Here is a 19,683-nt window from a genome sequence, read left to right as displayed (position 1 = left end):
CAAAACGGGTGTCTCATCCTTGGCCTGCTGTCAGGCCGAGGTCATGATCTGATAGAGCTCTTCATCGCTGGTTGCCTGACGTAACTGGCGGCAGACCGCCTTGTCACCGAGCTTGGAAGCCATCAGGGAAAGGGTCTTGAGATGCTGCTTGCACTCGCTTTCCGGCACCAGCAAGGCAAACAGCAGGTCAACCGGTTGATTGTCGATGGCGTCGAAAGGAATAGGGTCGGCAAAGGTCATCAGGATCGCGGTTGGCGGGAATTCATCGTCAATGCGACCGTGGGGGATCGCAATACCGGCACCGATCCCGGTACTGCCCATTTTTTCGCGGGCCAGCAAACATTCGAACAGCGCCTGACGGGAAGTGCCAAGGCGTTCGGCGGCCAGCTCGCTGATGATTTCGAGGGCGCGTTTCTTGCTGGTACAAGGGACTGCACTCTTGGTGCAGTCCCGACTCAGTATGTGTTCAAGTTGCATAGTTATTTTTTGTTTAACTTATCTTTGTGCTTGATGATCTGCCTGTCCAGCTTGTCGAGCAAGGTGTCTATCGCAGCATACATATCGGCATGTTCAGAGTTGGCGAAGACTTCACCCCCGCTGACGTGCAATTTGGCTTCCGCTATCTGGTTCAGTTTTTCCACGCTAAGCACCACATGAACATTGTTGATGTGGTCGAAGTGACGCTCGAGTTTGGCAAATTTGTTGTTCACATAATCACGCAGAGCTTCGGTGATCTCGACATGGTGTCCGGTCAGGTTAATTTGCATAACATCATCCTTTTGTTTTGCCTAAACCAGGCGTTTGCGCTGATTGGAAGGTGGGATAAACAAGGATTCGCGATACTTAGCGATCGTGCGTCTCGCCACCATAATACCCTGTTCGGCCAGCAAATCCGCGATCTTGCTATCACTTAACGGCTTGGCAGGATTCTCTGCCGTGACCAGCTTCTTGATGAGCGCGCGAATTGCGGTCGATGAGCACTCTCCTCCTCCTTCGGTGTTCACATGGCTGGAGAAAAAAAACTTCAATTCGAAGATACCACGGGGGGTATGCATGTACTTCTGGGTCGTCACCCGGGAGATGGTCGACTCATGCATCTCCACCGCTTCGGCGATGTCGTTGAGCACCATGGGCTTCATCGCCTCTTCACCATACTCGAAAAAGCCCTGTTGCTGCTCGACAATGCAACTGGCCACCTTCAGCAGGGTGTCATTGCGACTCTCCAGGCTCTTGATGAACCACTTGGCTTCCTGCAAATGGGAGCGGATAAACTGGGTATCGGTGCTGCTGCGGGCGTTGCGGGCCATGGCGGCATAGGTCTCGTTGACCCGGATGCGGGGAGCGGAATCGGGATTGAGCTCGACCACCCACTTGTTGCCCTTCTTGACCACGGAGACGTCGGGGATCACGTACTGGGAGTCGCTCTGGATGATGCCGTTACCGGGGCGTGGCTCCAGCAGCTGGATCAGATCCAGCACCTCCTTGAGGTCGCTCTCCTTGAGCTTGGTCTTGCGGGCAAGGGTACGGTAATCGCGGTTGCCGAGCAGCTCCATGTGCTCGAGGATCACCTCCTTGGCCTCATTGAGCCAGGGGGTCTGCGGGTCATACTGCTCCAGCTGGATCAGCAGACACTCCTGCACCGAACGGGCGGCAATGCCGACCGGATCGAAATGCTGCACCCGCTTGAGCACAGCCTCGACCTCGTCGAGTTCGACCTCCAGCTCGTCGCTACCCACTGCCTGTTGAATGTCTTCCAGCGCAACGGTCAGATAGCCGGATTCGTCGATGGCATCGATGATGGCGAGCGCGATGGCGGCATCCACGTCGCTGAACGGGGTGAGTCGCATCTGCCACAGCAGATAATCCTGCAGGTTTTCGGTGGTCTCCCCCTGATAGACGCTATCTTCCCCATCGTGGATGGGGCCGGCGCTCTGGGCTGTGCCGGCGGAGTAAACCTCATCCCAGGTCGTATCCACCGGCAACTCATCCGGCATCTGCTCCTGAGCCATGGCATCGCTGGAGTCCATTTGACTATCATCGACCGGCGCTTCCGGGGCGCTCTCCTGCTGCTCACTCTCTTCCTGCTCCAGCAGAGGGTTGTTTTCGAGCGCTTGCTGAATTTCCTGCTGAAGTTCCAGGGTGGAGAGCTGGAGCAGACGAATCGCTTGTTGTAATTGCGGCGTCATGGTCAGGGACTGACCGAGACGCAACTGTAATGTCGGCTTCATCTACGTCGGGATATCCTTATGTTCAGCGAGGCAGGCGTCAAAGGAAATGAAGGCATGCCCCCTTACTATAGACTGAATTGATCGCCCAAATAGACGCGCTTGACCTGTTCATCGGCGAGGATGTCAGCCGGTGCACCTTCGGCAATCATCTTGCCGTGGCTGACGATATAGGCCTTCTCACATACGTCCAGAGTCTCTCTGACGTTGTGGTCGGTAATCAAGACGCCGAGGCCCCTATCTTTCAGATGCTGAATGATCTTCTTGATGTCTATCACAGAAATCGGGTCAACCCCTGCAAATGGCTCATCCAGCAGAATAAAACGCGGCTCGGCCGCCAGTGCACGGGCGATCTCGACCCGGCGGCGCTCACCACCGGAGAGGCTCTGACCCAGGTTGTCGCGAATGTGGGTGATGTTGAACTCTTCCAGCAGTTGCTGAACCTTGTCCTCACGCTCCTCGCGGCTCAACCCCTTGCGGGTCTGCATCACCCCCATCAGATTGTCGAACACTGACAGGCGACGGAAGATGGAGGCCTCTTGCGGCAGGTAACCGATACCGTTGCGAGCCCGCACATGCATGGGCTGCAGGCTGATGTCCTGATCGTCGATGGTGATGAGACCTGCATCGCGCTGCACCAGCCCGACGATCATGTAAAACGAGGTGGTCTTGCCCGCCCCGTTGGGGCCGAGCAGGCCGACAATCTGGCCGGTGCCCACTTCCAGGCTGACGTCACTCACCACCATGCGGCGTTTGTAGCTCTTCTGCAGGCCCACTGCTTTTAACACTGCCATGGTTTATTTTCCCTGCTTCTGCTGATCGGCGGGCTTGTCGAAATTCTCTACCTGATCCGGCAGGAACACGGTCTTGACCCGCTGGTTCGGGCTCTTGCTCTCGGCAATCATCTTCTGTTTGACGATGTCGTAGCGGATCAGATCGCCATTGACCTGGCTATCCTCCTGCTTGAGCTGACCGTTGCCGGTGATGGTCACCAGCCGGTTCTTCAACTCGTAGCGGATGGTGTTGCCATGGGCGTTGACCGGCTTGCCGTTATCCAGGATCTGGAAGAAGGTGGCCGGTTTGCCGTAGGCGGTCATTACCTCGGCCCCTTTCTCGCCGGAACGGGTCACCACCACCTTGTCAGCCTTGATCTTGATGGTGCCCTGATTGATGGTCACATCCTCTTCGAAGGTGATGCGGTTGTCCTGCATCTCAGCCACCTGCTTGACGGCATCGACGTAGACCTTCTCGGCAAAGTCGGACTCTTTGGCGGTCACCGCACTACACAACAACAGGGCTGCGAGGGCCAGATTAGCGTTTTTCATTGAAATAGATTGCATGACCTTGATCCAGTAACTCAAAATATTTGCGGTCCAGATGGCCCTTGAGGCCAACCCCTTGGGTCTGGAAATCCCGACCCAGAATGTTCACTTCCCGGTTGCTGCGCACATCCTGTGTCACCAGATCCAGCTCCAGATAGGGCGTATCGAGTGTGGAGATGAAGGCGGTGGGCAGCAGACCATCCAGATGCACCTTGTCCCGCAGGATGACGTTGTCGCCGGTGTTGAGTACGCCGGTTTCGGCGGTGACCTTCCACTCGGCAGTACCTTGCTCGTCAAACATGTAGACCACCGGCTTGTCGAAGGTGGCCTGCTCGAGGATCTGATAATACTCGGCGTAGGTCGACTCCAGCCGTTCGGTGCGCTTGCCATTGATATCAAAACGGGTGGTCACCAGATCTTTGGCGACAAAATCCGGCTGATAGTTTTCGATTTTGACGGCGCTCTCCGGCACCAGCTCCACCTTGCCCAACTGCCAGGCAACCAGCGCCACCAGCAGCAACAGGGCGAACAACAGGGTCTGTCTGCTCATACCGAGGCCTCGGGCTGATAATCACCGTGGCCCTGCGCCTGCAGAATGAGGTCGCACACCTCGCGCACCGCCCCCATGCCACCGCCGAGACGGGTGACCAGATCGGCACGACTCAGCACCAGCGGATGGGCATCTGCCACGGCAATGCCGAGCCCACAGACCTGCATCACCGGCAGATCGATGGTGTCATCGCCCATGTAAGCAGCCTGTTCCGGCGTCAGTCCCAGCTTGGCCAGCAACGCCTCGAAGTGAGGCAGCTTTTTATCGGCCCCCTGCACCACATGGGCCACACCCAGGCTTTTCATCCGATCGCTGACGATACGGGAGTTGCGCCCAGTGATGATGGCGATCTCGATCCCGGCGTTGAGCAGCGCTCGCATACCTGCGCCATCGCGGGTGCAGAAGGTTTTCAGCTCTTCGCCGTTGTTTCCCATGTAGATGAGGCCGTTGGAGAGCACCCCGTCCACATCGCACACCAGCAGGCGGATTTGCGCCGCCTTGTCGTACTGGCTGCGCGTCACCGGACCATAGAGGGTCGGTACGTTTTGCATCAAATGACTCCGGCTTTCAGCAGGTCGTGCATGTTGAAGGCGCCGAGCGGGCGCTTCTCTTCATCCACTACCAGTAATCCGTTGATTTTTCTCGTTTCCATCAGCTTGACGGCTTCTGCAGCCATCATCTCTGGGCCTACGGTAACACAGTTGGCGGTCATCACACGGCTGATGGGGGTGTGATGGATATCGATCTGCTGGTCGAGAATGCGGCGCAGATCACCATCGGTAAACAGCCCGGCCAGCAGGCCGTTGCCATCGACCACAGCGGTCATGCCGAGCCCCTTGCGACTCACTTCCAGCAACGCCTGACTGATGGTGGCATCGATCCCTACCCGGGGCAACAGCTCGCCGCGATGCATCAGATCGCCAACCCGCAGCAGCAGACGCTTGCCAAGGGAACCGCCCGGATGGGAAAGAGCGAAGTCATCGGCGGTAAAACCGCGCGCTTCCAGCAGGGCGACGGCCAGGGCATCGCCCATCACCAGGGTTGCCGTGGTGCTGGAGGTGGGCGCCAGCCCCAACGGGCAGGCCTCTTTCTCCACCTTGATGCACAGGTGCACGTTGGCCTCTTTGGCCATGGTGGAGGCCGGATTGCCGGTCATGCAGATGAGCGGAATGCCGCGGCGCTTGAGCACCGGCAGCAGGGCCAGGATTTCGTCGCTCTCGCCAGAGTTGGAGATGGCGATGATAAGGTCGCCGCTGGAGATCATCCCCAGATCGCCGTGACTCGCCTCCCCAGGGTGGAGGAAGAAGGCTGGCGTGCCGGTGCTGGCGAGGGTGGCGGCAATCTTGCTGCCGATATGGCCCGACTTGCCCATGCCGGTGACCACAATCTTGCCACCGCAGCGCAGCACCATCTCGCACGCCTTGTCGAAGGCGTCGTTCAGATACTGATAGAGTCCATCAATGGCTTGCTTTTCTGTGTCCAGCACCGCGCGGGCACTGCGACGAAAATCGAACAGTTCAGACACTTTCTCAGGCTTTACAGACATAAAGGCACAGCTCCGGGCCGAAATTAGCTGCGGGATTATAAAAAAGTCTGCCCGGATAAGCGAATCGGATGGAAAGTCCCGCTATCAATAACGCACTTTGTTGCAGAAAACTGTCGTGCAAATGGGCTGGCGGCCTGTTCAATAGTTGTTCCTTGCTGTTGCTTAGACCTAGACTACCCCATAAAATTCGCACCTCATTTACACCGGATGGACAATTGTTTGAACAATGACCTGATCACCATCTCCGATCTGACCTTCAGTCACGGAGATCGGCTGTTGTATGACGGGATCAACCTGACCATTCCTCGTGGCAAGGTGACCGCCGTCATGGGCCCGAGCGGCATCGGTAAAACCACCCTGCTGCGGCTGATCGGTGGCCAGCTCAAACCGGAGTCCGGTCACATTCTGTTTGACGGGGAAGATATCCCCACCCTCTCCCGCAGTCGTCTCTACGAGGTGCGCAAGCGGATGAGCATGCTGTTCCAGAGCGGCGCCCTGTTTACCGGCATGACGGTCTACGACAACGTGGCCTTCCCGCTGCGGGAGCACTCCGGCCTGCCGGAGGAGTTGATCCACACCATCGTCATGATGAAGTTGCAGGCGGTGGGCTTGCGCGGGGCGGCGAAACTGATGCCTTCCGAGCTCTCCGGCGGCATGGCGCGCCGGGCAGCGCTGGCGCGGGCGATTGCCCTCGATCCCGACCTCATCATGTATGACGAGCCGTTTGTCGGGCAGGACCCCATTACCATGGCGGTGCTGGTCAAGCTGATTAAAGAGCTGAACGATGCCCTCGGCATCACCTCCGTCATCGTCACCCACGATGTGAACGAGGTGCTGACCATTGCCGATTACGCCTACATCATCGCCAATCGCAAGGTGGTGGCGCACGGCACACCGGAACAGCTGCGCGAGGAGCACAATCCCGAAGTCGAGCAGTTCCTCAAAGGATTGCCCGACGGTCCTGTTCCGTTTCATTTTCCGGCAGGCGACCTGCTACAGGATCTGTGATGTTGATAAGTCAAATAAGCAAGCTGGGGCGAGTTGGCGTGCGCGTCATCAGCGCCGTCGGCCGCGCCACCATCATGTTGTTTCATGCGCTGGCGGGCAAACCCGAGCCGCGCAAGCACTTCCCGCTGCTGGTCCAGCAGTTGTATGTGGTGGGCGTGCAGTCGGTGGCCATCATCCTGGTCTCCGGCCTGTTCATCGGCATGGTGCTCTCGCTGCAGGGTTACAACGTATTGAAAGACTTCGGCGCCGAGCAGAGCCTGGGGCCGCTGGTCTCCCTCTCCCTGTTGCGGGAGTTGGGCCCGGTGGTAACCGGCCTGCTATTTGCCGGTCGCGCCGGGTCGGCCCTGACCGCCGAGATCGGCCTGATGAAGGCCACCGAACAGCTTTCGAGCCTCGAGATGATGGCGGTCGACCCGCTGCGCCGGGTGGTGGCCCCCCGCTTCTGGGCCGGTGTCATCAGCATGCCGCTGCTGGCCTTTATGTTCAGCCTGATCGGTATCTTCGGTGGCAAACTGGTTGGCGTGGATTGGCTGGGGGTGGACGAAGGGGGCTTCTGGTCTGCCATGCAGTCCTCCGTCGACTGGGGTGAAGACATTATGCAGGGCGCCATCAAGAGCCTGATCTTCGCCCTGGTGATCACCTGGATTGCGCTCTTTAACGGCTATGATGCCAAGCCGACCTCGGCCGGGATCAGTCAGGCCACGACCCGTACCGTGGTCCACTCATCCCTCGCCGTGCTCGGCCTGGATTTTATACTCACCGCAGTCATGTTTGGATAAGGTAAAGATGAAGTTCAGCAAAGTAGAATTCCTGGTCGGCACCTTCATGCTGGCTGGCATAGCAGCCATTCTGGCACTGGCCCTGCAAGTGGCCGGTTTGAGCTTCAAACCGGAAGGAGAAACCTATACCCTGCGCGCGCATTTCGATAATATCGGCGGCCTGAAAGTCCGGTCGCCGGTCAAGGTCGGCGGCGTGGTGGTGGGTCGGGTCAGCGACATAGCACTGGATCCGAAAACCCAGGTGCCCGAAGTGACCCTGATGATGCAAAAGAGTGCCGGTGAGTTTTCCGAAACCAGCTCGCTCTCCATCCTCACTTCGGGCCTGCTCGGCGAGCAGTACATCGGCCTGATGCCCGGCTTCAGCGATGAGGAGATGGGCACCGCCATGCTCAAGGATGGTGACCTGATTGAAGACACCAAATCCGCCATCGTGCTGGAAGATTTGATTGGCAAGTTCCTCTATAGCCAATCCTCCGACAGCAAATCAGACAGCAAGAAGGAGTAACCATGTTCAAGAAGATCGCCCTGCTGCTGGGTCTGATGACCAGCATGCTCTTTTCCCTGTCTACCCAGGCCGCAGTCGATGCCACCGACCCCAACGCGCTGGTGGATCAGGCTGCCAAGCAGACCTTTGCCCGCCTGAAAGCCGATCAGGCCCAGGTGAAAAGCAATCCGGATCACCTGCGTGTGATCATCCGCGAAGAGCTGCTGCCCTATGTGGACAACCGCTTCGCCGCCTACAAGGTGCTTGGCAACCAGATTAAAGAGACTACCGAAGCGCAGCGCAATGCCTTCGTCGAGGTGTTCACCGAGTACATGGTGAGCTCCTACGCCGATGCGCTGGCCCATTTTGACAAACAGACCGTCAAGGTCGAGCCGGGCAAGGCTCCCAGCGGCAACATCACCGCCGTCAACGTCAGCGTGAAAGAGGCCGGCAAGCCGGACATCTTCCTCGAGTTCAAGCTGCGTAAGAACAACAAAACCGGCGAGTGGAAAGCCTTCGACATGGTGGCAGAGGGGATCAGCCTGCTCTCCGCCAAGCAGAGCGAGCTGGGCGGCCTCATTCGCCAGAACGGCATTGATGCGGTGATCGCCCAGTTGCGCGAGCACAACGCCAAGCCGCTGGTACTCAAACCATGACTCTCAGCGGTGAGCTGCAGGCGCCACAGGTCAATGACCTGTGGCAACGCCGTGCCGACTGGTGGCAGGATGACCGGCTCGATCTCGGCGGCGTCACCACCCTCGACTCCGCCGGACTGGCCCTGCTGGTCAAATGGGCCAAAGCCGTATTAGCGCGAGGCGCCACACCGCAACTGGTGGGCGCCTCCAGTGATTTCTATACCCTGGCCAACCTCTACGGGGTGGCCGGGCTGTTTCAGTCAACCCCGCTCACAACTGAGGACGCATAATGCAAGTCTCTGAAATTGAAGCGATACTCCTTGAGGCTCTGCCATTGTCCGAAGTCCATGTCAAAGGGGACGGTAGTCACTACCAAGTGATCGCCGTCGGCGACATGTTTGACGGCATGAGCCGGGTCAAGAAGCAGCAGGCCATCTATGCCCCGCTGATGGACAAGATCGCCAGCAACGCCATTCACGCCCTCTCCATCAAGGCGTTCACCGACGCCGAGTGGAAACGCGAACGTAAATTCCTATTGCCCTCCTGATTTGGTAACGAAGTAAAAATGGACAAATTCAAAATCGATGGTCGTTGCACTCTCAACGGCGAAGTGACCATCTCCGGCGCCAAAAACGCCGCCCTGCCGATCCTGTTCGCAACCCTGCTGTGTGATGAAGAGGTACACCTCTCCAACGTGCCGCGTCTGAAAGATGTGGGCACCACCATCAAGCTGCTGGAGATGCTGGGTGCGACCACCAAGGTCAACGGCAATGTGACCGTTCTGACCGGTGCGGTGAACAACCACGTCGCCCCCTACGAGCTGGTGAAGACCATGCGCGCCTCCATTCTGGCGCTGGGCCCGCTGGCTGCCCGTTTCGGTGCTGCCGACGTCTCCCTGCCCGGCGGTTGCGCCATCGGTGCCCGTCCGGTGAACCTGCACGTCCACGGCCTGGAGCTGATGGGTGCCAAGATCACCATCGAAGATGGTTACATCAAGGCCCGTGTCGATGGCCGCCTGAAAGGCGCCCACATCCTGATGGACATGGTCTCCGTCACCGGCACCGAAAACCTGATGATGGCCGCGACCCTGGCTGATGGCCGCACCGTGATCGAAAACGCCGCGCGCGAGCCGGAAGTGGTCGATCTGGCCAACTTCCTCAATACCCTGGGTGCCAAGATTCAGGGCGCGGGCACCGATACCCTGACCATCGACGGTGTCGAGCGTCTGCACGGCGGCAACTACAGCGTCCAGCCTGACCGCATCGAAACCGGTACCTTCCTGGTGGGCGCTGCGGTTACCGGCGGCAAAATCACCTGCCGCAAGACCGACCCGACCCTGCTGGAAGCGGTACTGGTCAAGCTGGAAGAGGCTGGCGCCCTGATTGAGAAAGGTGACGACTGGATCACCCTCGACATGACTGGCCGCACCCTCAAGCCGGTCACCATCAAGACCGCTCCCTACCCGGCCTTCCCGACCGACATGCAGGCCCAGTTCACCGTGCTGAACGCCGTCGCCAAAGGCACCGGCATGGTCACCGAGACCATCTTCGAGAACCGCTTCATGCACGTTCCCGAACTGGTACGGATGGGCGCAGACATCGAACTGCAAGGTAATGTGGCCATCTGCCGTGACACCGAGCAACTCAAGGGTGCCCAGGTGATGGCGACCGATCTGCGCGCCTCCGCCAGTCTGGTGCTGGCTGGCTTCGTGGCCGAAGGCTCCACCATCGTCGATCGTATCTATCACATCGACCGTGGTTACGAAGACATCGAGCACAAACTGCAGGGTCTGGGTGGCCGCATCGAGCGCATCAAGGGCTGATAGCCCCCTGATCGCTGGCCGATAAAAAGGCCCCCTCGCGTTGGCGAGGGGGCCTTTTTCATGGTTTCGGTTCTGTTGAAACCGGGATCAGTGACCCGCCAGCTTCATATTCTCCACCAGCACCGAGCCGGTCTTGAGGCTGGAACGCTCGTCTTCGTCACTGCCCACCGCCACGATGTGGCTGAACATCTCGGCCAGATTGCCAGCGATGGTGATCTCCTCGACCGGATAGGCGATCTCGCCATTCTCGACCCAGAAACCGGCGGCGCCGCGGGAGTAATCGCCATTGACGATATTGACCCCCTGCCCCATCAGCTCGGTCACCAGCAGGCCGGTGCCCATCTCTTTCAGCATGCCCTGAAAGTCCTGGCCGGAGTTGGAAACCTGCCAGTTGTGGATGCCACCGGCATGACCGGTGGTGGTCAGTCCCAGCTTGCGGGCAGAGTAGGAGGTAAGCAGCCAGCTCATCAGCTCGCCGTTACGGATGATATCCATATCGCGGGTACGCACCCCTTCGCCATCGAACGGGGTACTGGCGAGCCCGCCCAGCAAATGCGGGAACTCCTGAATGGTGAGCCACTCGGGCAGGATCTGCTTGCCCAATTTGTCGAGCAGGAAGCTCGACTTGCGATAGAGGTTGCCGCCGCTGATGGCCATCACCAGATGGCCCCACAGGCCGGAGGCGGTATCGGGGTGGAACAGCACCGGCGCATGGCGGGTGGAGATCTTGCGGGCGCCGAGGCGGGAGACGGTACGCTCAACGGCTTCGTCGGCGATGCGCTGCGGACTCCAGAGCCCGTCGAGGGTACGGCTGGAGGAGTAGCCGTAATCCCGCTGCATATCGCCATCCTGCTCGCCGATCAGTACGCAGCTCAGGGAGTTGCGCGAGGCCGCGTAGCCTTTGACGAAGCCGTGGCTGTTGCCATAGACCTTGATGCCGAGATGGCTGGAGAAACCGGCTCCATCGGAGTGCTTGATGCGGGCATCGCGGCCGAGCGCCAAGCGCTCGCACTCGATGGCCAGCTCGATGCCGCGCTGGGGATCCAGTTCGATTTGGTGGCACAGCTGCAGATCGGGGGCATCCCAGGCCAGCAGCTCGGCGTCCGCCAGACCGGCGCAATCATCGGCCGAGGTGTGGCGGGCAATCTCGATGGCCGCTTCAACGGCGGCACGAATGGCGGGTTTGCTCAGGTCGGTGGTCGAGGAGGATCCCTTGCAACCATCGCGATAGACGGCGATGCCGAGGGCACCATCCTTATTGAATTCAATGCTTTCCAGTTCACAACCCCGGGTATTCACCGACAACCCGGTCTGCTTGCTGATGGAGACTTCGGCCAGCGAGGCGCCCAGTCCCTTGGCTATCTCCAGGGCTTCGGCAACCACGGCCTCGAGATGGGCTTGATCCTGGCGGATTTGGTCTTGCTGATCCATAACTCACATCTATATGAAAGAAGGAAAGGGGGGTAAGCATATCAGACCCCTGCGCCCAGCGGGAGAAGCTGGTAACATATCCACCAAACGTGAATGACAGGAATCAAGAGACCGATGAGTCAATATCAAGACGACAACGAGTTCGAAGACTGGGGCCCGAGCAAGAGCCAGCTCAAGCGCGACGCCGACGCCCTGCAAAAAATGGGCGATGAGCTGGTCAGCCTTAGCCATAGCGAACTGGAAAAAGTGCCGATGGACGAAGAGCTGGCTGATGCGATCGAGCTGGGGCGCAAGCTCAAGCCGAAAAAAGACGAATCCTACCGTCGCCATCTGCAGTTCATCGGCCGTCTGATGCGCAACCGCGACCCGGAGCCGATCATCGAAGCTCTGTCGATCTTCAAGAATCGCCACTCCACCGTGAATGCCCGCCTGCATCGGCTGGAACAGTGGCGCGAGCGCCTGATCACCGAAGGTGACAGCGCCCTCAACGAGCTGATGTCCCAGTTCCACGAGCTGGATCGCCAGAAGCTGCGCCAGCTGATCCGTTCCGCCAACAAGGAGCGGGAGCTGAACAAGCCGCCGGTCGCCTATCGCGAGATGTACCAGTATCTGCGCGGTGAGATCGAAGATCTGCTGTGATCCCCGACACACGCCTCCCTCGCGGAGGCGTGCTTCTATTGATGCCTTTGCCCCTGCCCAGCCCCATTCCCCGCCATCCCTGCGCGTTTAATATATCCACCATTCAGGCGACACAGCCACGACACCCCATCTGAACAGCCCCGTTAAATCGCCACTTCAGAGCAGGCCAAAACAAACTCGTTAACAACTTGGCATCATTTTGTTTGACATATTGAACGGCCTTGGCAGACTGGAGAGAGGATCCAGGCTGTTGCTGCCCAGGCTGACCGACGATTCTGCCACCCTGCCCGACGCCGGATCCCATGACCATGCCTTGAGGCATACCCTTGCCCGGTCGGTTTGCAAGGGCCTACCCAAGGCGCAGGATGAGACTTCAACGCCAAGGATAATCAAGGTGCCCTATGCCAAATCCCCTGCCTCCCGCTACCCGTAAAAAACCGGTCGTGCTGATGACCATGGGCGCCCAGCCCCGCAACGGCCACGCCTATCAGGTGATGACCCACAAATACATCATGCCGCTGGTCGACATCAGCGACTGCGTCCCGCTGCTGGTGCCCACCTGTTGCGGCACCGCCGATCTGGATCAGTATCTGGATCTGGCCGATGGGGTCTATCTGAGCGGCGCCGGTTCCAACATCGACCCGGCCCTCTACGGCCAGGAGAACCTCACCCCGGAGAAACAGCAGGACAGGGATCGCGACCTGTTCGATCTGCCGCTGATCAAAGGAGCACTCGCCCGTGGTTTGCCGATCCTCGGGATCTGCCGCGGCATGCAGGAGATCAACGTGGCACTGGGGGGGGATATTCATCAGAAGGTCTACAACGAGCCGGGCTATGACGATCATCGGGAGGATGCCGACGATCCGGTCGATGATCAGTATGGGCCGAGCCATCAGATTGAACTGCTGGCGGGCAGCTGGTTTGCCGAGTTGATGGGGGAAGCGCGGATTCCGGTCAACTCCCTGCATGGACAGGGCATCAACCGGTTGGGGAACGGGTTGGAGCCACTGGCCCACGCCGAGGATGGGCTGATCGAGGCACTTCATGCCCCCATCCTGTCACCCTTCTTGCTGGCAGTACAGTGGCATCCGGAGTGGAAGGCCAATGAAAACCCCCACTCCATCAAGATCTTCCAGGCCTTTGGCGATGCCTGCCGTCAGCGCTGTGCCGTGATGGCTGGCCGTTAACCCCCATCGATTCAGTCGCCAAACCCCCGCGCCTTGAGTTTGGGCAGTCCGCCTCGCTCCGGGCGCAGGGTGCGGCAGATATCCATCCCCTTGAGCCCACGCTGGATATGGTCAGGGGATTGGCCAAACACCATGCCGTTGCTGCGGTAGAGGTTGTTGTCATCCAGCTCGAACTTCTCGCCCCCGATAAGCAACTGCTCCCGCCCATTGACCGTGTCACCGTGCTTGATGGGCACCTTCATATCGGTCAGCACCTCGCCGGTGGCACACCCCTCGCGCCAGCGCGCCTCACTGGCGAAAGGGGTAATGGCTATTTCCCGCCAGGAACCATCCCTGAACTCGACCCGGTACTTGTCCGTCAGCAGATCGCAGCCAGCCAGTGGCAACAGGGCCATCAAACAGATGATTTTCTTTGAAAATTCCACGTAATCGCACTCCTTTGCCTTGTCCTGCACAGGATAAATAAATTGCCGCCCCAACGCACCATTTCCCCGCACCGCAGCAGCTATGCTGGATGTAAACCACAATAAGGTGCTGCTATGGCTGGCGATAACTTCACTGCGCTACCGACACTGATCTGGATTGGCGAACACCCGTTCTGGACCCTGCTCACCCTCTCCCTGATGCTGACCCACTTCTGGCGCCGCCCGGGGCAGCGACGGGAGCTGCTCTCCGAGCTCGGCTTCGTGATGATAAGCGCGGTGGTCATCCTGCTGATCCAGCTGGAGGGGGGCTGGTTCAAACTGCCGCTGCCCCATCAACTGCTGGTCGAGATCTCCACCCTGCTGGCCGGTTTGATACTGGTCAAGGTGTGGGGGATCCTGCTATTCGAGTTTCTGCTCCCTCTCTGCCACGTGCGGATCCCGCGGATCATCGCCGATATCGTCATCACCATCGGTTATATCGGCTGGGGTCTGTTTCGCCTCTACGCCTCCGGCATGGCGCTCGGGGAGATAGTCACCACCTCGGCGGTGATCACTGCGGTCATCGCCTTCGCCATGCAGGACACCCTTGGCAACCTGCTGGCCGGGGTCTCCATTCAGCTCGACAACTCCATCGCCATCGGTGACTGGCTGCAAGTCGATACCACCCAGGGCCGGGTGGTGGAAATCAACTGGCGCGCCACCACCATCGAGACCCGCAACTGGGAGACCGTCGTCATCCCCAACAGCCACCTGCTCAAACAGCGCTTCACCGTACTCGGCCGCCGTCGGGGCGAGCCGCTGCAGTGGCGACGCTGGGTCTGGTTCGATCTGACGCTGGATACCCTGCCGACCCAGATCATCGCGCTGATTGAGAAATCCCTGCGGGAGACCAAGCTCCCCTGCGTCGCCAAGTATCCGCAACCGGACTGCCTGCTGATGAACGTCGAAGGGGGGATTGCCCGTTACGCGGTGCGCTACTGGCTGACCGATCTGGCTCGCGACGATCCGACCGACTCCATGGTACGCAGCCTGATCGATGCTGCCCTGCGCCGCAACGATCGCCGCCTCACCCCGCCGATCTTCAACGTCTTCATGAGTAAGGAGAAACAACATCAGGATGCGCGCCACAAGCGCCACACCGCCGAGCGTACCGACACCCTGCGCAAACTGCCGCTGTTTGCCATGTTGCAGGAGGACGAGCTGCTCCAGCTGGCCGATCAGGTGAAGTTCGCCCCCTTCGTCAGCGGCGACATCATGCTGGAGCAGGGGGATGTCTCCAGCTGGCTGTTCGTGCTGGTCAAAGGGGAGGCCGAGATGGTGGTCAACGTCGAGGGACGGGAGCTTAAACTGGGCACCCTCGGCGCGGGGGACTTCTTTGGCGAGCTGAGCCTGCTCACCGGCGAGCCCAGCTCCTTCACGGTACGGGCGGTGGCCACCGTCGAAACCTATCGCATCAATCAGGCAATGTTTCAGGAGCTGGTGATGCAGCGGGAATCGTTGGTCGAGCCCCTCTACCGGGTGCTGAGCGACCGCCAGCAGGAGCAGCGGACGCTGCTGGAGCGGGAGGCGGAAGCCATGAAACAACCACCACAACAGCTTGATCTGCTTGATAAACTGATGAAGCTGTTCGGAGGAAGATGACGTAACATGGCGCGATATTGAGGACGTGAAGAGAGAGGCGCAGCCATGTTACTGACCACCCTGGCCCTTGCCGCCAGCCTGCAATTTGATTGCCCTGCCACCATCGAGACTCGCCAGCAGCTGCTGACCCCGCAGCAGGGCTGGCAGGCGTTCACCCGCGATGACGATGGCAAACCGGACGAAACCCTCAGCCACCGGCTCGATAATCTGGCCCTGTTCGACGGAGATCCTGCCGAGCTGGCTCAGCTCAAACCGGATAACGGCGACAACGACGAGATCCACTACTGGAGCCAGCTCGATAGCAGCCTGAGCCCCCTCTATCTGGTCTGCCGCTATCAGAACAGCGCCATCACCCTGCAGCAGGCGCTGCCCGTCGGCATCAGTTACTGCCGCGTCAACCAGCGCGACCGCTACACCCTGCTCGGGCTGGTTTGCCGCAAATAGCGGTCGTAACCCCTTGCCATACATCGCTATTCACTGACAGCCATTGCCCCTGAGCATGGCAACCGCCAACCTCGTCAGAGCAACAGCTCGGCCAGCTCCTCCAGTGCCGTCAACTCCACATCCGGCAACAGTTGCAGCTGTTGCCACGGCTGCTGCCGCTCGTTGAGCCAGGCGGCGCGAAAGCCATGCAAGCGGGCCCCCAGCACATCGGTCTCGGGATGATCCCCCACATGGAGGATCCGCTCTGCAGGTAACTTGAGGGCGCTGCGGGTCTGCTCAAACATATCCGGCGCCGGTTTCATTCTGGCGCCCGCCCCCGCCTTGCAAACCAGCGTGAAGTAGCGTTCCAGCCCTGCCTGCGCCAGATCCAGATTGCCGTTGGTGATGACCACCAGCGGGTAGCGTTCGGCCAGTCTGGCCAGCAGCTGATGGGTTGACTCGCTCACCTCGATCTTCGAGCGCTCCGCCAGAAACGCAGCAAACACCTGCTCCGCCTCTCGGCTGGCCTGCTGGTCGGCCATCCCCCCCTCGACCATGGCGGCGCGGATGGTCTGCTGGCGCGCCAGACTGACATCGTGGCGCAGCTCGGGCTTGGCCAGCAACACAGCGCGTTTTAGCTCCAACCAGCGCGGCTTGTCGAGCATGGCGGTGGCCAGATATTCGCTGCGCAGATGGCTCAGCATCCACTGCTCGGCGCGCACGATGGCGGGGCCGTTGTCATAGAGGGTGTCATCGAGGTCAAACGAGATGGCAGCAACCGGCTGCCAGCGGCGATAGAAGTGCATGGACTCTCCTCTGCAACGCGGGCTCGGGGCCCGTTATTCATCGTCCTGCGCATCCGGGTCACGCTTGGCCCTGGGGTGGGCGCTGTCGTAAACCTTGGCCAGATGCTGAAAGTCGAGGTGGGTATAGATCTGGGTGGTGGAGAGATCGGCGTGTCCCAGCAGCTCCTGCACCGCTCGCAGATCGCCGGAGGACTCCAGCATATGGGTGGCAAAGCTGTGGCGCAGCTTGTGGGGATGGACGTGGGCGTTGAGCGCCTGCTTGTTGCCCCAGCCATCGAGGCGGGCCTGCACCGAGCGGGCCGACAGCCGCTGCTTGCGGCTGGAGACAAACAGCGCCTCGCTCTCGTCCCCGGCCAGTAGCGGGCGCACCTTGAGCCACTTCTGCAGCCACTCGACCGCCATCCGGCCGATGGGCAGCACCCGCTCCCGCGAGCCCTTGCCGGTCACCTTGAGCTGACGGTCATCGAGCTTCAGATCCACCAGATTGATCCCCACCAGCTCGGCGAGGCGCAGCCCTGAGGAGTACATCAGCTCCATGATGGCGCGATCCCGCACCGCCAGCGGATCCTGCTCGTCGGTGATGTTGAGCAGCTGGTACATCTCGTCCACATCGAGGTTTTTCGGCAGCGGTCGCCCCTGTTTGGGGGTGACGATGCCACGAGCCGGATTGGCGGTCAGCCGCCCCTGCCGCACCTGCCAGTCGCAAAAGCTGCGCAGGGCAGAAACCTTGGTGGCCAGCGAACGGGGGGCCAGTCCCCCCTTGTGCATCCGGGTCACCAGAGTGCGCACCTGACTCGCCTCGAGTAGGCCCCAGTCAGCCAGACCCAGCGTCACCAGCTCGGCGGTCATCGCCTCCAGATGGGCTTGATAGTTATTGCGGGTATGAGGGCTGAGCTGACGCTCGACCCTCAGGTATTCGATAAAGGCCGCCAGCTCGTCCGCCAGTGCAGCAGGCAGTGGCGGCGCGACGGCGGGAGCCTTGGCGGGCGCCCTGGCCGGTGTTCTAGCCATGAGTCAGCTCGGGCAGTCGCAATTGCAGCAGGCGCCCCAGTTGGCCCAGCAGCAAGGTGTCGTTGTGAGGGGTAAAGTGGCTGGGATCCGAGCTGGCGAAGGCCAGCACACCGAGATCGCCGAGCCGCATCAGGGCGACCGAGTTGACCAGCACGTCGTGGCCAAACAGCGCTTGCTTCTCGCTCTGGCTCAGGCGGCCAAAGTAGTAATCCTGCCCCGGCAGACGCTGACCCAGCAGGGATTCGAGCTGCTTGCCCTGCGCCAGAAAGCGCTGCTCGGGCCCGCTCAGGGCAAACTTCTTGGGATTGAGCCAGAGCCGCAGCCCGGTCAGGCGCAACCGCTGGACAAAGGCCTTGCCCATTACGGCACTCACCTCGAACAGGGTCTGGCAACCGTACAGCTCGCCGTAGAGATCGGCATAGACCCGGAAGATCCGCTCGTTCTCGCTGGCGATCCCCATCAATTCGGTGATCTCCTGCTCCAGCTGTTCGATCCGCTCGCGCTGACGCTCCAGCTGGCGCTCTACCAGCGAGACCGACCCTTTGCGTTCATGGGGAATGCGGATCCGGTCCAGCACGGCGGCATGGCGTTGGAAAAACTCGGGATAACGGGCCAGGTACTCCAGCACAGTGGCTTCATCCACCGATTGCTCCTGCCGTTTGAGTTCGCTCATAAATTGGTTGATCCATCAGAGAAATGGGGCTCGCTGCCCCGACATCATGGGCAAAGGGGGCCAGCGCCCCCCGTACCTGAACCTTTATCCGGCTAAACCTCTATCTGGCCGTCAAACACATGCTCGGCGGGCCCTGTCATATAGACCGGCTGGCCCGGCCCCTTCCAGGCGATGGTCAGCTTGCCGCCCGGCAGGCTGACGGTGACCCGCTCCTTGAGCTTGCCCTGACTGATGCCAATCACCGCCGCTGCACAGGCACCGGTGCCGCAGGCCAGAGTCTCACCCACCCCGCGCTCGAACACCCGCAAGCGGATCTCGGTGGCGTTGACCATCTCCATGAAGCCGACGTTGACCCGCTCGGGAAAACGCTCGTGGCGCTCCATGATGGCACCGAGCGTCTCGACCGGCGCATCGGCGACCGACGGCACCTCAATGACACAGTGGGGATTGCCCATGGAGACCACGCCACACATCACGGTATGCTCCTGCGCCCGCAGCAGATAAGTTTTCTCTGCCTTCTGGGCCCGGAACGGGATCTTGCCCGGCTCAAACTGGGGCACCCCCATGTTGACCGTGACCTGATTCTCCCCCTCCAACTGCAACACGATGCGACCCCGGGCAGTACTGACCGCGATGCGATCCCGGTTGATCAGCCCCTTGAGGCGCACGAAACGGGCAAAACAGCGGGCGCCGTTGCCGCACTGCTCCACCTCGCTGCCATCGGCATTGAAAATGCGATAGTGAAAGTCGAGTTCAGGGTCATAGGGCGGCTCCACCAGCAGCAGCTGGTCAAAGCCGATCCCGAAGTGGCGATCAGCCATCTTCTTGATGACGTCATTGCTGAAAAATACCTTCTGGGTGACGCCATCCACCACCATGAAGTCGTTGCCCAAGCCATGCATCTTGGAAAAATCTATCAACATCGTGCATTCCTGTGCTGTTAGGGCTGTAAAAATTCACCGACCCAAGGGTCGTCAAGCGCCATGAAGTCGTTGTCCAAAGCCCCATGCATCCTGGAACAATCTATCCACATCGTGCATTCCTGTGCTGTTAGGGCTGTAAAAACTCACCGTCAA

Annotated in this window: 25 protein-coding genes; 11 read left to right on the top strand and 14 right to left on the bottom strand. The window is 60.0% G+C overall.

The genetic code is table 11. The features are described 5' to 3' along the window. Positions 1-30 precede the first annotated feature (30 nt). From ptsN to PG888_RS00415, 8 genes are all read right to left on the bottom strand, one after another. Positions 31-477, bottom strand: a complete 447-nt coding sequence (gene ptsN, locus PG888_RS00450) for a PTS IIA-like nitrogen regulatory protein PtsN (protein WP_042061522.1) — start codon at positions 475-477, stop codon at positions 31-33. A gap of 2 nt (positions 478-479) precedes the next feature. Beyond that, entirely contained in the window at positions 480-767 is a 288-nt protein-coding gene (gene hpf, locus PG888_RS00445; RefSeq protein ID WP_005336323.1) for a ribosome hibernation promoting factor, read from the bottom strand. A 21-nt stretch (positions 768-788) separates the two neighbouring features. Next, positions 789-2,228 carry an RNA polymerase factor sigma-54 gene (locus tag PG888_RS00440; protein ID WP_042061525.1) on the bottom strand — a complete coding sequence of 480 codons (1,440 nt, stop codon included), beginning with the start codon at positions 2,226-2,228 and terminating at the stop codon, positions 789-791. A 65-nt stretch (positions 2,229-2,293) separates the two neighbouring features. Continuing rightward, positions 2,294-3,019: an LPS export ABC transporter ATP-binding protein gene (gene lptB / locus PG888_RS00435; protein ID WP_005336333.1), complete on the bottom strand. Its 726-nt coding sequence runs from the start codon at positions 3,017-3,019 to the stop codon at positions 2,294-2,296. A gap of 3 nt (positions 3,020-3,022) precedes the next feature. Continuing rightward, positions 3,023-3,550, bottom strand: a complete 528-nt coding sequence (gene lptA, locus PG888_RS00430; protein WP_197931203.1) for a lipopolysaccharide transport periplasmic protein LptA — start codon at positions 3,548-3,550, stop codon at positions 3,023-3,025. Beyond that, on the bottom strand, positions 3,537-4,097 hold the full coding sequence (gene lptC / locus PG888_RS00425; RefSeq protein WP_270692523.1) for an LPS export ABC transporter periplasmic protein LptC: 561 nt from the start codon (positions 4,095-4,097) through the stop codon (positions 3,537-3,539). The genes lptA and lptC overlap by 14 nt, the downstream gene beginning before the upstream one ends. Continuing rightward, a complete protein-coding gene (kdsC, locus tag PG888_RS00420) occupies positions 4,094-4,648 on the bottom strand; it encodes a 3-deoxy-manno-octulosonate-8-phosphatase KdsC (RefSeq protein ID WP_270692524.1) in 555 nt (184 codons plus the stop codon). Before kdsC ends, lptC begins: the two co-directional genes overlap by 4 nt. Further along, entirely contained in the window at positions 4,648-5,643 is a 996-nt protein-coding gene (locus tag PG888_RS00415) for a KpsF/GutQ family sugar-phosphate isomerase (RefSeq protein WP_042655659.1), read from the bottom strand. The genes kdsC and PG888_RS00415 overlap by 1 nt, the downstream gene beginning before the upstream one ends. Before the next feature lie 207 nt (positions 5,644-5,850). On the opposite strand from PG888_RS00415, the gene mlaF reads away from it, so the two are divergent. From mlaF to murA, 7 genes are read left to right on the top strand one after another with little or no spacing between them, the layout of a single operon-like run. Then, positions 5,851-6,651 carry a phospholipid ABC transporter ATP-binding protein MlaF gene (gene mlaF / locus PG888_RS00410; protein WP_058053466.1) on the top strand — a complete coding sequence of 267 codons (801 nt, stop codon included), beginning with the start codon at positions 5,851-5,853 and terminating at the stop codon, positions 6,649-6,651. Continuing rightward, on the top strand, positions 6,651-7,430 hold the full coding sequence (gene mlaE, locus PG888_RS00405) for a lipid asymmetry maintenance ABC transporter permease subunit MlaE (RefSeq protein ID WP_042655657.1): 780 nt from the start codon (positions 6,651-6,653) through the stop codon (positions 7,428-7,430). Before mlaF ends, mlaE begins: the two co-directional genes overlap by 1 nt. A 7-nt stretch (positions 7,431-7,437) precedes the next feature. Beyond that, positions 7,438-7,935, top strand: a complete 498-nt coding sequence (gene mlaD / locus PG888_RS00400; RefSeq protein WP_058053468.1) for an outer membrane lipid asymmetry maintenance protein MlaD — start codon at positions 7,438-7,440, stop codon at positions 7,933-7,935. Between the two features lie 2 nt (positions 7,936-7,937). Beyond that, positions 7,938-8,570 (top strand): MlaC/ttg2D family ABC transporter substrate-binding protein, encoded by a 633-nt coding sequence (locus tag PG888_RS00395; protein WP_139428274.1) that lies wholly within the window; start codon positions 7,938-7,940, stop codon positions 8,568-8,570. Next, positions 8,567-8,839: an STAS domain-containing protein gene (locus tag PG888_RS00390; RefSeq protein ID WP_270692528.1), complete on the top strand. Its 273-nt coding sequence runs from the start codon at positions 8,567-8,569 to the stop codon at positions 8,837-8,839. The genes PG888_RS00395 and PG888_RS00390 overlap by 4 nt, the downstream gene beginning before the upstream one ends. Beyond that, positions 8,839-9,096, top strand: coding sequence for a BolA family iron metabolism protein IbaG (ibaG, locus tag PG888_RS00385; RefSeq protein WP_005306001.1), 258 nt, complete (start codon positions 8,839-8,841; stop codon positions 9,094-9,096). Before PG888_RS00390 ends, ibaG begins: the two co-directional genes overlap by 1 nt. Before the next feature lie 18 nt (positions 9,097-9,114). After that, positions 9,115-10,371, top strand: a complete 1,257-nt coding sequence (murA, locus tag PG888_RS00380) for a UDP-N-acetylglucosamine 1-carboxyvinyltransferase (protein WP_111806413.1) — start codon at positions 9,115-9,117, stop codon at positions 10,369-10,371. Positions 10,372-10,458: 87 nt separating this feature from the next. Here murA and pmbA read toward each other — a convergent pair whose 3' ends face one another. Further along, complete coding sequence (pmbA, locus tag PG888_RS00375) at positions 10,459-11,802, bottom strand: metalloprotease PmbA (RefSeq protein WP_182969919.1); 1,344 nt, start codon at positions 11,800-11,802, stop codon at positions 10,459-10,461. Between the two features lie 114 nt (positions 11,803-11,916). On the opposite strand from pmbA, the gene yjgA reads away from it, so the two are divergent. Together yjgA and PG888_RS00365 are read left to right on the top strand one after the other, a co-directional pair. Continuing rightward, positions 11,917-12,441 (top strand): ribosome biogenesis factor YjgA, encoded by a 525-nt coding sequence (gene yjgA / locus PG888_RS00370; RefSeq protein WP_042061545.1) that lies wholly within the window; start codon positions 11,917-11,919, stop codon positions 12,439-12,441. 401 nt (positions 12,442-12,842) lie between these two features. Further along, positions 12,843-13,628 (top strand): gamma-glutamyl-gamma-aminobutyrate hydrolase family protein, encoded by a 786-nt coding sequence (locus PG888_RS00365; RefSeq protein WP_270692530.1) that lies wholly within the window; start codon positions 12,843-12,845, stop codon positions 13,626-13,628. Positions 13,629-13,639: 11 nt separating this feature from the next. Here the strand turns inward: PG888_RS00365 and PG888_RS00360 are convergent, their stop codons facing one another. Next, positions 13,640-14,023, bottom strand: a complete 384-nt coding sequence (locus PG888_RS00360) for a hypothetical protein (protein WP_042655741.1) — start codon at positions 14,021-14,023, stop codon at positions 13,640-13,642. A 144-nt stretch (positions 14,024-14,167) separates the two neighbouring features. Between PG888_RS00360 and PG888_RS00355 the strand changes: the two genes are divergently transcribed. Continuing rightward, positions 14,168-15,694, top strand: a complete 1,527-nt coding sequence (locus tag PG888_RS00355; protein ID WP_270692531.1) for a mechanosensitive ion channel family protein — start codon at positions 14,168-14,170, stop codon at positions 15,692-15,694. Positions 15,695-15,739: 45 nt separating this feature from the next. Continuing rightward, positions 15,740-16,138 carry an STY0301 family protein gene (locus PG888_RS00350; RefSeq protein ID WP_139440305.1) on the top strand — a complete coding sequence of 133 codons (399 nt, stop codon included), beginning with the start codon at positions 15,740-15,742 and terminating at the stop codon, positions 16,136-16,138. Between the two features lie 74 nt (positions 16,139-16,212). On the opposite strand, the gene PG888_RS00345 is transcribed toward PG888_RS00350, so the two are convergent. The 4 genes from PG888_RS00345 to dapF form a co-directional block, all read right to left on the bottom strand. Further along, on the bottom strand, positions 16,213-16,923 hold the full coding sequence (locus tag PG888_RS00345) for an HAD-IA family hydrolase (protein ID WP_270692532.1): 711 nt from the start codon (positions 16,921-16,923) through the stop codon (positions 16,213-16,215). Between the two features lie 33 nt (positions 16,924-16,956). Continuing rightward, a complete protein-coding gene (xerC, locus tag PG888_RS00340; protein ID WP_270692533.1) occupies positions 16,957-17,934 on the bottom strand; it encodes a tyrosine recombinase XerC in 978 nt (325 codons plus the stop codon). Beyond that, positions 17,927-18,607, bottom strand: coding sequence for a DUF484 family protein (locus tag PG888_RS00335; protein WP_058053479.1), 681 nt, complete (start codon positions 18,605-18,607; stop codon positions 17,927-17,929). The genes xerC and PG888_RS00335 overlap by 8 nt, the downstream gene beginning before the upstream one ends. 92 nt (positions 18,608-18,699) lie before the next feature. Continuing rightward, positions 18,700-19,530 carry a diaminopimelate epimerase gene (dapF, locus tag PG888_RS00330; RefSeq protein WP_042061560.1) on the bottom strand — a complete coding sequence of 277 codons (831 nt, stop codon included), beginning with the start codon at positions 19,528-19,530 and terminating at the stop codon, positions 18,700-18,702. Between the last annotated feature and the right edge of the window lie 153 nt (positions 19,531-19,683).

The organism is Aeromonas sp. QDB23 (assembly GCF_027707745.1).
In the GTDB taxonomy this organism is placed as follows: domain Bacteria; phylum Pseudomonadota; class Gammaproteobacteria; order Enterobacterales; family Aeromonadaceae; genus Aeromonas; species Aeromonas allosaccharophila.
Note: the sequence above shows the minus strand (reverse complement) of the source record. Positions and strands in the feature narration are given on the sequence as shown.